This window comes from Deltaproteobacteria bacterium (assembly GCA_040223695.1).
Lineage (GTDB): Bacteria > Desulfobacterota_D > UBA1144 > Nemesobacterales > UBA2774 > JAVKFU01.
Genome location: JAVKFU010000019.1, coordinates 164,620 through 178,613 on the forward strand (window position 1 = coordinate 164,620; position 13,994 = coordinate 178,613).

10 protein-coding genes are annotated in these 13,994 nt (G+C 46.2%); 3 read left to right on the forward strand and 7 right to left on the reverse strand.

Features of this window, described 5'->3' with window-relative positions; genetic code table 11:
• Nucleotides 1-50: 50 nt before the first annotated feature.
• Nucleotides 51-632, reverse strand: a complete 582-nt coding sequence (locus tag RIG61_12790; protein ID MEQ9620035.1) for an OsmC family protein — start codon at nt 630-632, stop codon at nt 51-53.
• Nucleotides 633-1,171: 539 nt separating this feature from the next.
• On the opposite strand from RIG61_12790, the gene RIG61_12795 reads away from it, so the two are divergent.
• A complete protein-coding gene (locus RIG61_12795; GenBank protein MEQ9620036.1) occupies nt 1,172-4,204 on the forward strand; it encodes a multicopper oxidase domain-containing protein in 3,033 nt (1,010 codons plus the stop codon).
• Nucleotides 4,205-4,803: 599 nt separating this feature from the next.
• Here RIG61_12795 and RIG61_12800 read toward each other — a convergent pair.
• Nucleotides 4,804-5,649 carry a sulfotransferase gene (locus RIG61_12800; protein MEQ9620037.1) on the reverse strand — a complete coding sequence of 282 codons (846 nt, stop codon included), beginning with the start codon at nt 5,647-5,649 and terminating at the stop codon, nt 4,804-4,806.
• Nucleotides 5,650-5,687: 38 nt separating this feature from the next.
• A complete protein-coding gene (locus RIG61_12805) occupies nt 5,688-6,566 on the reverse strand; it encodes a sulfotransferase (protein ID MEQ9620038.1) in 879 nt (292 codons plus the stop codon).
• Between the two features lie 178 nt (nt 6,567-6,744).
• Here RIG61_12805 and RIG61_12810 point away from each other — a divergent pair, with 178 nt between their 5' ends.
• The gene (locus tag RIG61_12810; GenBank protein ID MEQ9620039.1) at nt 6,745-7,596 is read left to right on the forward strand and encodes a glycosyltransferase; all 852 of its coding nucleotides are present in this window, start codon (nt 6,745-6,747) and stop codon (nt 7,594-7,596) included.
• An 8-nt stretch (nt 7,597-7,604) separates the two neighbouring features.
• Here the strand turns inward: RIG61_12810 and RIG61_12815 are convergent, their stop codons facing one another.
• From RIG61_12815 to pyk, 4 genes are all read right to left on the reverse strand, one after another.
• Nucleotides 7,605-8,585: a hypothetical protein gene (locus RIG61_12815; GenBank protein ID MEQ9620040.1), complete on the reverse strand. Its 981-nt coding sequence runs from the start codon at nt 8,583-8,585 to the stop codon at nt 7,605-7,607.
• The gene (locus RIG61_12820) at nt 8,582-9,076 is read right to left on the reverse strand and encodes a hypothetical protein (protein MEQ9620041.1); all 495 of its coding nucleotides are present in this window, start codon (nt 9,074-9,076) and stop codon (nt 8,582-8,584) included. The genes RIG61_12815 and RIG61_12820 overlap by 4 nt, the downstream gene beginning before the upstream one ends.
• Nucleotides 9,073-9,954 (reverse strand): DMT family transporter, encoded by an 882-nt coding sequence (locus RIG61_12825; GenBank protein MEQ9620042.1) that lies wholly within the window; start codon nt 9,952-9,954, stop codon nt 9,073-9,075. The genes RIG61_12820 and RIG61_12825 overlap by 4 nt, the downstream gene beginning before the upstream one ends.
• A 316-nt stretch (nt 9,955-10,270) precedes the next feature.
• Nucleotides 10,271-11,680 (reverse strand): pyruvate kinase, encoded by a 1,410-nt coding sequence (pyk, locus tag RIG61_12830; protein MEQ9620043.1) that lies wholly within the window; start codon nt 11,678-11,680, stop codon nt 10,271-10,273.
• A 335-nt stretch (nt 11,681-12,015) separates the two neighbouring features.
• Between pyk and RIG61_12835 the strand changes: the two genes are divergently transcribed.
• The gene (locus RIG61_12835) at nt 12,016-13,800 is read left to right on the forward strand and encodes a glycoside hydrolase family 15 protein (GenBank protein MEQ9620044.1); all 1,785 of its coding nucleotides are present in this window, start codon (nt 12,016-12,018) and stop codon (nt 13,798-13,800) included.
• Nucleotides 13,801-13,994 lie beyond the last annotated feature (194 nt).

Consider the following 13,994-nt stretch of genomic DNA (forward strand, 5'->3'; position numbering starts at 1 on the left):
ACCGGCACATCATGCCCCTTATTATTGCGGGGCATGATGTGCCGCCTAAATTAGACTTCTAACGTTACGTTTACGGGCACCGGATTGCTCACTATATCAAAAACGGGGGAGTGTCCGGTGGCAAACTCAACAAGCTCCTCTATTTCTTCCCTTGTAGCGTCTGCTTTCACTTTTACAGAAACCCTTATTTCCTCGTAACCGTTTCTCCGGGCGCCCGGCAACGCGAGGAGACCGCGCAGATCGAGATCGCCCTCAAATCCGGTTTCCACGTTATGAATCTTAATACCCCTCGCCGCGGCGTGATAAACCAGGGTTGTAGTTATGCATCCCGCTAACCCGTGCAGAACCTGCTCCACAGGGTTCGCGCCCTTGTCCTCTCCGAGGAGAAGCGGGGGTTCATCGTTGTCCATGACAAACGGTTCTTCCCTTGTGTTTTCCTGAAGGGCACCGTAAAAACTATCTATGTGTGATCTGTTGTGACCACCCATAATCCATTTGTTGGAGTTACGGAATTTAAATCTAGCTATCTCCGCATTCCCCTTAATTACTTCTATGGTGTCGAATAGCTTCGTAACGTTGACACCGTTTAAAACTGTTTCCTGTGAACTGTTTACCGCTGTTCGTTCTGACATTTGTATTACCTCCTATTTTTAGTTTTTTGCTGCCGAGAACTTACTTGCTTTAGAAGCACAGGGTGTGCCAATTTAGTTTTATTGGTGATAATTGAGTTGTATCAGGTAGTTATGAGGATTTAATGAAGGGTGCGTAATTTATGAGATTTCGTGAATAACGAGATGTCGTAAAGAGAATTAACGATTTTTCGTGAAATTTATAAATTATAGTGTCGGTAGGGTGCTGTGAATTCGTTGAAGTAACCGCAGCGGCAGCAAAAATGCAGGTAAAGTGCAGCCACTACAGCCGCTCGGACTCCGAATGCTTAGCTCCACTTTTTATTTTACAGCAGAACGTACTATTTCTTCAGAGCGCTTCTTACTATTCAGAATTGAGTAAAACAGCGGTTTGAAGTATAATGGCTATCGTCGGTATTTATCTAAATTTTGGTTCCCTATTAATTGATCAGGAAAATGCGGTTTTTATACTGGTGCTATACTTGGATAAAAGTGCCTGCAGACTCTGGCATTTAGTAACAAAAAGATCGGAGGTTCTCTTTATGTCCTTTAGTAAACCGGAGAGCAATCTTGCTCTTCTACAGAACAACAATAGGGAGACAATTCAATATGTGCCTGCAAAGCGCCGAAGCAGCTTAGCAACAATTGTTTTTGCTGCCGTAATTGCGGCATTGTCCCTGGGATTCTTCGGAACAGAGTCCCGCGCGGTAGACTTCCCCGAGGCACGCTGCCCCGCGCAACCGAGTGACGACGCATTCCTACCCTGCGGCGAGACGTTTCTTATGCAGCCGGGGGTCGGGAGCAGCCTTGTGCCGTACAGGGGACAGTCACTCCCCAGCGACGGACCCTTACTCGATCTCCTCTCGGAGGCGCGCTCCGTCCGCTCGGAGAACGGTCTGCTCGAATCCACATTTACGCTTACATCCGGCACTGCTGATAATCCGATGATGGTCGGCTCGAAGCCCTATAAGGTAATAACGTACAGCGGTCCCTCACGTCTTGGAGGCGTGGTGACCTCATACAACAGCCTCTTTCCCAACCCCACTCTCATTGCCGAGCCGGGCGACACAATCAGGCTTAATATACTGGATGAGCGTCTTCCGGAAGAAAAGCTCCAGGACACATCCCAGTCCTGGGACCCGACACACCCCGTGCCGAAGAATTCGAACATACACTATCACGGGCTCCTCGTTAGCCCGACAGGAAATGGTGACAACGTGTATCGGTCCTTTCTTCCGGGAGGGGATTACGTATCGGAAATCAACATACCGGAAAACCACGACCGCGGAGTCAACTGGTATCATCCCCATTTTCATAGATCAACGGCAACCCAGGTATACGGAGGTTTGGCTGGTATTTTGCAGGTCGGCAATGTGGTTGACACAGATAAACGGTCGGTTTACGGCGGGTTTGCGCAGAGGATACTCGTTCTGAACGGTATGGCACTGGCAGAAAGTAAAAAGAACGCCGGAATGTTTGAAATCGGTCCTACAGGAATCGGCACAAGCCCACATTTTACCGATCCTGATCCTTCCGCGGCGCAGGGTAGTCCCAGCGACGCTCCAAATTATGCCCCGACCTATTTTGTAAACGGTCAGGTGAATCCTATCATAGAGATGCGACCCGGTGAAACCCAGGTCTGGACCCTTGCCAATGTGAGTCCTTTCTCTGCTTATTCACTGGGGATATTTCAAATTGGAAGTAACGGCGCGGTAGATCCGAACGGGCCTCTTTTTAAGAGCGTTATGATAGCGCAGGATGGTAACGATCATTTTACTCCCGTCCGCACTTACTTCACTAAACAGCGTGATATAAATAAAGATACATATGTTGCTCCCGGTGAGAGGATTACCTGGGCTATCACCGCGCCCGCTGAGCCCGGTGACTACTATCTGGCAAACGTAAAAGACTCGGCATACACGAATCTGGTATCGAATCTTCCTGCTATGCTTACATTCGAGCCGCCCGCATCGTATGTGCCTTCTGTGATAATGGCTACTGTGCGGGTAAAGGGCGAACCCGTTGATACCCCCGCTCCCACAGTGGAGGCTGAATATCCCCCCGAGGATTTCGATGCCGAGCCCGAGGTTACAAGAAATATATCTTTTGACTTCGATGAGCATAATCTCAGAGGCCGTATAAACTTCGGTTATTTCCCTGATGTAGCAATGCCGCAGAGCTATTCGGGTGATTATGAAAGGTGGGTGATTTCCACTTTCTCACAGGTATCGCATCCTTTTCACATACATCAGGGGCAGTTCGTGATTGAAAAGATCGAATACTTTGAGGATCAGGAACTTACAAAGCTCAGGACTGACCTGCCGCAAAACCCGGTTATCAACGATGTACCCAGGGACATTGATACATTCGCTTTTCCCGGACGAAGCAAGACTTACATTAAGCTAAAGGCGTCTAATTTTGTCGGTAAGTTCGTCATGCACTGTCACCTGCTGCTTCATGAAGATAGCGGTATGATGGTGACGGTGAGGGTATTGCCCCCTAGAGAGGCTTCGTTAACAGCTATTGGCGCTCAATCGGGCAATGCTCCTGAAGTTAGTCTCGCTCATGCGACAACCGGCCAGAATGCGGGTTCGTTCATGGCATATGAGGAAAGCTACAAGGGGGGCGTAGATGCCGAAGCAGGGCATATGCTGGGAGTGGAACATATAGGCAGAAGTGAGTACAAGTCACACGTCGTTACGGCCAAAAGATCTGGCAAACCTTTGATCAGGGTGTTTGACCATAAGCAAAATAATGCCCCTCTTATCGAATTTGTTCCGTTTGACGGAAAGGGCGACGGGAGTAGTATTGCCCTCGGGGATGTGGACGGAGACAGCGTAAAAGAGATTATTGTCGGCTCCGGAAGGGGACTGGAGCCCAGGGTTGCCTTATATAAAATAAAAACCTCTTCGGACGGCTCACTCAAGGCGGAGTTTCTGTATGATACGCCGGTTCTTGACGAGACCTACAAAAACGCCGGTGTGCATGTTGCTTCAGGCGATGTCGACGGGGATAACTGGGACGATATAGTCGTTTCAAACGGCCCCGGGTCTGAGAACAGGGTAATGGTCATGAGCGGACAGCTTCTTTCCAGAGGCGAGAAGCCCGAGGAAACAGTGGTGTTGGATGACACCGGCATCATTCCCGGTAAACAAGGTCTGAACATCACGGCCGAAAACCTCGCAGGCGGTTATTTTATGTATCCGCCTATCACCAATGTAGGCATGAATCCGCCTGCTCCGAACCCTTACCGAGCGCTTATCGCCGTCACACCGTCAGTCGAGACCGAGAACCCGGCAGTTACGCTGTTTTACTATATGGGCGGCGGCGGTCATAGCCATGGTCCCTATGCCGAACACGGAGTTCTCCGCATAGTAAAGGAATTCACGCCTTTTCCCGGAGAAAAATCTCCTGAGGACGGACTCGATATTACAACTGCGCTTACGCTCGTTGCCGACCACAACAACCCGCTCGTCGGCCTTATTTCCTCGAACGGACTAAAAGGCCAGCGCGTTTCTTATTTTAAATTGTCGGGCGATATGGAAACGAAGCCGTGGGCTACGCAGACAAAGTGATGCCGGCTCTCGAGGAAATCTCCCCTGGAGTTAGTTCAGATACCCGCCAGGTTTGTGGTACTGAATAGCTTTCTATGTACGTTTGAGGGCGCGGTGTCGGATCCTCCGACGTTAGAGACTATGCGTGCTTTTAATTTAAATTAATCTGGCATGTATTCTAAAAACGCTAGAGTTATTCAGAGCATACCCTTATTTTCAATCGGTAGAAGAAAAACAGACCTGGTAGCACGTTTGAATCTTTAATGAAAAATTACTACACTGCCTGCAAGCTCCAAAAATAATATGGTCGCCATACGAGCAACTTTCCGCAGGCTTATACCCATTTAGTCCTGATCAGCGCTGCGAGTGCGCTTGAGCGGTTCGGGTAAAGAATACATTGACTGAAAGAGGGTATAAATTTTCAGGCAGATTTCGTTAATCCCGCTTTTGGTCGGCCCGGGCGAAGGCTTCGTCATCAGCCTTTTTTCTTCCGGTTATATATGGAGAATAGCGGCCGCTTCGTGATGTCGCAGCGTTGATTCAAGTCACATAAGAAGCGGATGTATGGGTTTTTATCGAGTCATAAAATTTCTGATATAGTGGAGGCCCTTTTTTGTTGATTAATCTTTGTATGAATAGCCGCTTAAAAAGGGAAATCCATCTATTCTCTTTTCTACGATGTCGATTAATTCTTGACTCCACTCTACCTGATGACGGCTTTTGTGCGGGGATTTATACACAATGCCCGAGCAGTCATTGAGATAATCATCCGGGGCCCCGACTCCCAGGAAATGACATAATTCCTTAAGATGAGCTTTGGGATTTTCGAGGAAGGACTCGTGTCTCAGCTCGAAGAGCTCATGTTCCTTTAGCTGTTTTTTTATTTCCATCGTTGTTTCACACAGGGAAAAGTAGTATTCAATGCTGTCCGCAAGACTTTTTAGTCGTTTTGTTTTCCTGCTTATAGTGCTTATGTTGTCAAATGGGTTTCTTACAATATGTATGAACTTTATATCGGTGCCGATAGTATTTTGTAAACCGCTTAGTAGTTTGGGTTTCGTTCTGAGTATTGAGGTCGAGCCCCCTCCTTTTTTATCCCCGATAACCTGTAATTTAGTGAAATCGCCCTGCCACTGGTTTGGGACTTCGTAAGAGTATGATTTGGTTTTTCTTCCCTCCTTTGCATTTATGCGAGAGGTTTCAATCAGGAGATAATAGATTTGTTTTTTAGTGTACCCTGCGTAGATGAACTTTAGCGCGTGAAGCTCGTGCGCGAAAATCATGTTCGGGTGCGCGTCCAGTAAGGCTCCGATCAGGCTGTGACCGCTTCTAGGATAGCCTATAAACATTGAATATATTTTAATTCCTTCGAATAATTGCCGGTATTTATAGCCTCCGTAAGCAGATAGCGGGTAGAGCTTGGCAATCTCCCAAATCGTGGCGCATATTTTAATTATTTTTCTCATTTTTTGTTTTGGCTGCGAATCGATTTTATGAAGAGTAATTACAAGCTCCACTCTTCAAACTTTTGACCTGTAAATTCTCTCAGGCTGTTTATGTCGTCCCTGATATATTCAATTATGTCGTTCCGTAATTTATCGTCCAACTGAGGGCGCTCTATTTTCCGTGAGAAGGGGTAGTAAACAAGCCACTCCGCCTTCCAGCGCAGATACTGCGGGAGTCTCTCAATTGCTTTCTGGACGGGTGTGCGGGACAAAAAGATACCTGCCCTTGTGGGTTGTCTTTTAATCGAAGACCTGTGATACATCGTATTAAATTTCCTGCTTTGAAAAGAATCATCGACGTCTAAGAACCGGAAAACCTTTTTCAGGGTCTTCAAACGGTCATTGTATAACTCCTCTCTGGTTAATATCAGGATTTGTGATTCAGAGAAGTACTCGAGGAACTGCTCCAGCTGCATATAATATTTACTCCGTGATATATATGAATTTTGAGCTGTTATATTTTTGAGAGCGTCGGACAAGGATCTATATTCTTTTCCCTGAGAGCAGTGATGTATGTAATTCGATATTATTCGCTCAATCGGGTCCCTCAGTATGTAGATTAGCTTTGCTTCGGGCACGACCGAATGCATTCTTTCAGGAATGCATTCTATATGCGGGTAAGCAGTATAGTTGGGAGAGCTTTCACCCCTTATTTTAGCTTCACTGTTAAACCTGCTTTTATACCAACCTGATCCCTTGCGCCAGTTGGATACCCACCCGGGTTGATCAATAAAAAAGTTTAGCTCCTTCTCCCACGACATTTTTATTTCAGGATGAAAATTGAGGTATTTATGCAGACTCGTAGTGCCGCTTTTTTGAGCGCCGATTATAATCAGGTTCGGAAGACATCCTTTGGCAGATTTTCTGATTAGAGCCATGCGGTTAAACCTGCTTTCCCATACTTCAATAAAATTGAGATTATCGCGCAGCCAATTTCTTATTCGATTAAACACAATGAGTATTTATTAAACTTTTGACAAAGAATTGACAGACGCGAGCAAGCCATTAATTATTATCGAAAATATTAAGAGAAAAAGTGCGGATTGTAAAACGTTTGTGGTAAGCATATCGATAATAGTACCTTTCTATAACTCGGAAAAATATATCAAAGGCTGCGCCGATAGTCTTGTAGCACAGAAATACCCGGCTAATGATTACGAGATAATATTTGTGGATAATAACTCGACCGACTCTTCGGCCGGTATCGTGGAACGCTATCCGGAAATAAAGCTTGTGTCCGAGAGCAAGCAGAGCTCGTATGCTGCACGAAATAGAGGTATCAAGGAATCCTCCGGCCGAATAATTGCTTTTACCGATCCGGATTGTATAGCCTCTCCCGACTGGCTCGCGGAAATTGAAAATGCAATGTCGGACCCCGTCGTTTCAATTATTCTGGGACGGCCGCTAATGGCTAATGATTCGTTGCTTCTTTCAATGCTTGAAGACTATGAAAACGAGAAAAATGCTTACATCCTGAACAGCAATGATAGAAACAGATATTTCGGCCATACAAATAATATGGCGGTACGGAGAGAGCTCTTTGATGAGTTAGGCCTGTTCATTGAAAGGGAAAGGGGTGGAGACACTGTTTTCGTCAACAGCGCAGTAAAAAAGTATTCCTCTCAGGCGGTCAAGTATAGTGAATCTGTGAAGGTGCGGCATCTGGAAATCGAGACGCCTCTGGACTACTATAAGAAGGCTTTTACCCACGGCAGACACAGGGAATTGTCCAAAGATATAAGGATCATTCTACCGATTTCTTACAAAAAAAGGCTGTCCATTTACAGGAGAGTAACAAAAAAAAGAAGGTACTCCTATCGGAAATCCTTAGCCCTTTTTATTTTGCTCATAGCAGGAATGATTTTCTGGGAAGCTGGGGGCTTAAGCGCTTGGATTCATAGGGATTAGGCTCTTATTTATTCCGCTTTGGTTCGTTTTGGATTGAGCGTTGTCAAGATAATTGCCACAAGAGGAAGGTCCTTTAACGCTTCCCCTAGTTTATTGCCCGGGGGGATGAAAGGTGAATTACAGAGAAAAACAGCCAAAAAAAGCACATTTATTGCAAAATCGATTTCCATTGCAAGATAAATCCCTATATGGAGTAGTATCAGAAAGAGCCCCCAGATTCTGTGAAGTGAATATCGAAATATCGCAATAACTGAAAACAGTTCTATATATATAGCTGATATAAAAAAGAACCATCCCAAGAGTTCATGTTTAATAAAAAAAGCTCCCAAGATCGTTTCCGAATTTAATTGTAATATTTTATGGGCAACGTGAAGAGCAAATGCGGACGAGTGAAATATACTCGTTTCTCCACTCACAAGCTGGGCGATTCCGGCAACTATTTTCCACATACCCGACATGGAATAAAATGTCATGAATAAAAGGAGAGCACCCCAAAAAATAGTTAAATACCTCTGCATCAGAATTCTGCTATTTTCAATAAATTCCTTTTTACCATCCGGCAGAAAGATAAAAATAAAACTAAAAGCCAGGACCACGTGATAGTAATGATCGATTTTCCCAAATGAAAAATTAAATCCGACATAATTCAGCACCGCTATAAACCAGATTATTCTGAATACTCTTTTATGGCTGAATAGTAGACAAAGGAGCGCGGATACGACGGAAAAGGTAACTATGATAATCACCCCTGTTCTGACACCCGTTAAGTTAATCCAGTAAACAGGCCATAGAGGTGAAATATACTTGGCGTTTGACCATTGGCTCCATACATCAAGGCGACTGACCGGTAAATATAAAGCTATGGCGTAGAATACACGAACCAGGTTATACGATGAATAAAAGGCTTTGCGTTGAAATTGAAACAGGTTTATCGGAGTGCGTACATTACTGCCCCTGAGCCATTTAGACGCTAAACTTTTTGCTTTCACTTTGCTTCGCCTTCGTTATGAATGTAACTCACTACCCGGATATCTTTATACTCTTTAAATTTCAGCCTCTCCAATGGATTGTATTTTCTTGCTACTATCTCGAAATTCATATCTCCCATCAGTCCCGGATATAAAGTATTTAAAAGCAAAATCATATCCGCTGCTTTTTTCTTGTCTCCTTTTACAACTGCTTTTCCCAAAACCTGAACGATGCGATAAGCATTCCCGGCCCCTGTTTGAGGAAGTCGGCCGCCCGACTCTTCAAGAAAAAACGGCTCTTCCAGTTTTTGGCCTCTAAGTGAAATAACCCTTATGGAATAATCGTTTACTTCTGAAGGGGTTTTTGCAAAAAGAGACCAGGAATATATAGGAAATATTTCTTTTGAATAGGTTGATGAATACTTATAACCAAACTCCAGAGCCACACCGATGACGAAGTACGTGAGAGCTGCAATTAAGACGAAGCGTTTAGTGCGGTAATAGCTTTTCACAAATCAGCTCCCCTTTTCGTTTGGTTGATCAGGTAAACCCCGGCTAAGACGATTAATATCCCGAGGACCTGGGTCGGATTGATCTTTTCATTGAGGATAAGAAAACCGCCCACCGTGCCTACAACCGGAATGAGATAGAAGGTCAGTGATGAAAAAAACGGCCCCGCTCTATTGAGGAGCCAGTAATAAACTACGAATCCGCTCGCAAAGCTGAAGACCCCCATTATTACCTCAGCCAAGACATTGGATTCAGTTAAATGAGTCTTTAAAGGACTTTCAAATATAAAGGCAAAGACCCACAGGATTACAGACGCCATTCCCGTGTAATACGTGCTGGATGCAATAGGGTCGGTGCCGCTTGCAAGCCTTGGGGCCAGTATTCCGTTAACGGCGAACACAGAAAACCCCGATACTATCAACAGAACCCCGATCAATGTGGAATTAGGACCTGTAATATTATGGATTCCGGTCACCAGAACCAGACCCGAAACGCCGATTAGAAGCCCTAATAAACCTGCCAGGCTAAACTGCTCTGTCCTCAGTATAAAAACCGTAATGATAAAAGTAACGAGCGGCGCGACTGTAACCAGCACGGATGTAAGCCCGGCGGTAATGTACTCCTCACCGAGCGCGGTTACGATCCAGAGGAACGCTATACCTAAAATAGCGAATACAAGGAAGGCAAACCAGTGCCTGGCGTGTCCGATCAAATCCCTCCTCAGTACGAGTGACAATATGAGCAGGGCTATAAATCCTATAACGCACCGCCCGGCCTGTACCGTCAGCGGAGCGATTGTCTCCTCCGCAAGCTTTATCAATACGAAAGCGGAACCCCATGCCACGGAGACATAAATAAGAGCAAGAATATTAACGATCACTTTCTGTCTTCCTCTCAGACCCGGCTCTATTTACAAAGAGAGCGAATTGACCCACAACAATACACTATTACATTAAAAGTGAACAAGGGACCGGCTCCCTTTTCATATTTCATCGGGCCGGATGCCTTTCCGAGACGATTGAGACCTGTTTTTGAATCTCTCTTACACTGTTGACGCAGCTCTTGATGGGCGAGGAGTAATAGAGTTATTGCCCTTGGCTTGTATAAGTCTTCAGTATGCTGGAACGGAAGGGATGAAAAATTGCGTATTCGTGTCCAAGTTATTTTAGCTATATAGCGACGATAAAATGCGATGTCTAATCTATTGCCCTGATCTGTATCGCATCGATTCCTGAACCGGCAATTATGTCCGATATTACAACTACTCGGTCGCCCGATTGAAATCCCTCTCTTTTTTTTAAATTAACAAAAGCATTCTGAATTGTTTTTTCCGGGTCCTTGCTGAATTCTATGCGGTGGGCGACAACACCGCGGTTTAAAAAGAGTTGTCTTCGGGTTCTGGGATCGTTGGTGAACGCATAGATGTTTGTTTTAAAAGGTCTGCAATTGGTTAAAAATTGTGCCATTATGCCGCGACGTGTTATTACAACTATGCCTTTGGCACCAATAGCCTCGGCATGTCCTACCGCGGTGGCGGCCACGTGCTGCTTATCATCATTTTTTATTAAATTTTTGCTGAAATTCAATCCGGGCAGCTTTTCAGATGCCCTGGCGATTCTATCTATATGCTCGATACAGCGGATCGGATATTTACCGACCGCTGTTTCGCCGGACAGCATTACGGCATCGACTTCCTCGTATATGGCATTTGCAACATCCGTTACTTCGGCCCGGGTCGGAATTGGTTTCTCAATCATAGATTCGAGAAAGTGAGTAGCTACAATGACTCGTTTGCCTTTCTCGTGGCATTTTCGAACAATAGTGCGCTGCACATTGGGAAGTTCTTCGAGATTGATTTCAACACCTAAATCTCCGCGGGCGACCATCACTGCGTCCGAAACATCTATAATCTCGTCAAGATTATTGACCCCTTGCCGGTCTTCGATTTTAGAGACAATTTTTATTTTGTTTACCTTATTGCCGAGTAACTCTTTTAACTGCAGCACGTCGCTGGCTTCCCGAACGAATGACGGCGCTATAAAATCCACCTCTTGTTCTATCCCGAAAAATACATCCTTTTTATCCTTTTCAGTAATTGAGGGCAGGTTAACACGGATACCCGGCAGATTAACATGACGCTGACTTTTCAGCATTCCACCATGAATAACCCTGCACTTCATTGTGCCCTGGGATTTCTGGAGGATTTCAAGATTAATCAGACCGTTATCTACCGTTATCATATCACCTTCGTTTACGGTGTTAATAAGGTCTTCATAGTTGATGCTGAATGATGATCTTTCTACGTCTTCAGTACGAACCGACACGGTGATAATATCGCCTTCCTGTAATTGCAGATCGTTTTGCAAAGTACCCGTACGTATCTCGGGACCTTGAAGATCCAGGAGTATCGGAACCGCGTCTTTGATTTTTTGATTAATCGATTTAACAGCTTTGATGACTTTTTCGTGAGTATCGTGATTACCGTGCGACATATTCAAGCGCACGACATTCATCCCGGCCTTATACATGCCCATAAGCATTTCATGTGAACCGGTTGAGGGGCCGATGGTACAGATAATTTTAGTCTTTCTTAAGCTATTGTTCATTACGAGATATTTAAGTTAAATTATGACGGGTATTTGATTAATGTAAAATTTGCTTAACATAAGAGTAAAATTCCCTTGTCGGTCTGCTGAAAATCGAATCCCATTTGAGTTGGAATTTCTTTAGTATGTATATAGCTTCTCCATTGGTTGGGTGTATCTTGTATAAACGGGCCCCGGTGCCGTTTTCGTTAAAGTTCCCGGCTGAATTTTTTCTTTTTGAGCCCTTGCTGTAAATAAAAAGAGAAACTCTTGGCTATAAACATAAGGCACAGGAACGATATATTCACTATGACACAATGTTCTACCCCGGTTTCATGAAAGGAGGATAACAATAAATGGCTTACGAACCCATCGAGGATTACGGTATTATCGGCGATCTGAATACGGTTGCTCATGTGAGCCTGAGCGGCTCTATCGATTTTTTCTGCTATCCGGATTTTGACAGCCCGTCGATATTCGTCCGTATACTGGACGATGAAAAAGGCGGTCATTTCAGCATCGCACCGGAATTTGATGTGGGCCGCCGCAGCCAGCTTTATCTCCCCGATACAAATATCCTGCTTACCCGGTTCCTCTCCCGGGACGGTATTCTGGAGATTACAGATTTCATGCCGGTCGTCGCGAAGGACGACGCGTGCCGAATCATTCGCATTGTCCACGCCGTGAAGGGTGAAATCCCCGTGAAAATGGAGTGCAGACCCGCCTTCGATTATGCGCGGGGAAGTTCTGAAATAAAGCTTGAAAATGATGGCCGGGACGCATTGTTCATGGGACGTGACCTGAGGTTGCGCCTGCAAAGCAGGGAAAGAATGCGGCAGAGCGGTGGCGGAAAGACCGAGGCCCATTTCACCATGGCCGAAGGCGACTGCACGGCGTTCATGCTGACCTGCGGCGATTGTGAGGATATCCCGTTTACTGAAGAGTCCCTCACGAGTGTTCAGGAAGATACCGCCCGCTTCTGGAGGGACTGGATTTCGCAGGCCGATTATAGCGGGAGCTGGCTGGAGATGGTCCGCCGCTCGGCTCTGGTACTTAAGCTTCTGACTTCAAGGGAGCACGGCTCTATCGTCGCCGCGCCGACCTTCGGTCTGCCTGAAGCGATAGGCGGCTCCCGGAACTGGGATTATCGCTACTGCTGGATCAGGGATTCGGCGTTTACGGTTTACGCCTTCTTGAGGCTGGGTTTCACGGAAGAAGCCGCGGCCTATATGGAATGGATCGAGGAACGGTTCCGCGATTGCGGAAAGGACGGCGCGCTGCAGCTGATGTATGCGGTGGACGGCAGTACGGATCTGGAGGAAAAGGAGCTGGATCATCTGGAAGGCTATGAGCACAGCCGCCCGGTGCGCATCGGAAACGCCGCGAAGAATCAGTTCCAGCTCGATATTTACGGGGAGCTACTGGACTCCGTTTATCTTGCCGACAAGTACGTGCACAAGATTTCCTACGATGCCTGGATGAATGTGACCCGCACGGTCGAATATGTGTGCGAGAACTGGCGAAAGCCCGATGAGGGGATATGGGAGTTTCGCGGAGGACAGAAAGAATTTTTACATACGCGCCTTATGTGCTGGGTGGCTGTCGACCGCGCCGTGCGCATGGCGCAGAAGGAATCATTGCCAGCGCCGTTTTCACGCTGGTTCGATGTGCGCGGGGAAATATATAACGATATTTTTGACAATTTCTGGGACGAAGAACTGAGGGCTTTTGTACAATACAAAGGGGCGAAAACGCTCGACGCTTCCGCGTTACTCATGCCGTTGATGAAGTTCATCTCACCCACGGACCCGCGGTGGCTCTCTACGCTCGACGCGATAGGCGAGCGGCTTGTAAGCGATACTCTGGTCCATCGGTACGAGGAAAAGGAATTGGAGGCGCTCGATTCGAGCCAGGAAGGCAGCTTTACAATGTGCTCTTTCTGGTACATCGAATGCCTGGTCCGCGCCGGACGGACGAAGGAGGCGCGCCTGCTGTTCGACAAGATGATAGGTTACGCTAACCATCTCGGGCTATACGCCGAGGAGCTGGGCTATGATGGTCGCCATCTCGGGAACTTTCCGCAGGCTTATACCCATTTGGCCCTGATCAGCGCCGCGAGCGCGCTTGATAGGTTCGGGTAAAGAATACATTGCCTGAGAGAGGGTATAAATTTTCAGGCTGCCTCCATTAATCCCGCTTTTGGTCGGAAGAGGGAAGGCTTCATCATCAGCTTTTTCTTCTGCCGGCGAGGTATGGGAATTCCCGCAGTTTTTAGTCCCGGCCGGTGCATGATCTTTTCAGCTGAATATCAGCCGGGAGCATAAACTTACTGTTA

Excerpts from the sequence above, each read along its gene's own strand:
- RIG61_12790 (MEQ9620035.1), bottom strand. The coding sequence starts at position 632 with ATGTCAGAACGAACAGCGGTAAACAGTTCACAGGAAACAGTTTTAAAC.
- RIG61_12795 (MEQ9620036.1), top strand. The coding sequence starts at position 1,172 with ATGTCCTTTAGTAAACCGGAGAGCAATCTTGCTCTTCTACAGAACAAC.
- RIG61_12800 (MEQ9620037.1), bottom strand. The coding sequence starts at position 5,649 with ATGAGAAAAATAATTAAAATATGCGCCACGATTTGGGAGATTGCCAAG.
- RIG61_12805 (MEQ9620038.1), bottom strand. The coding sequence starts at position 6,566 with ATGGCTCTAATCAGAAAATCTGCCAAAGGATGTCTTCCGAACCTGATT.
- pyk (MEQ9620043.1), bottom strand. The coding sequence starts at position 11,680 with ATGAACAATAGCTTAAGAAAGACTAAAATTATCTGTACCATCGGCCCC.
- RIG61_12835 (MEQ9620044.1), top strand. The coding sequence starts at position 12,016 with ATGGCTTACGAACCCATCGAGGATTACGGTATTATCGGCGATCTGAAT.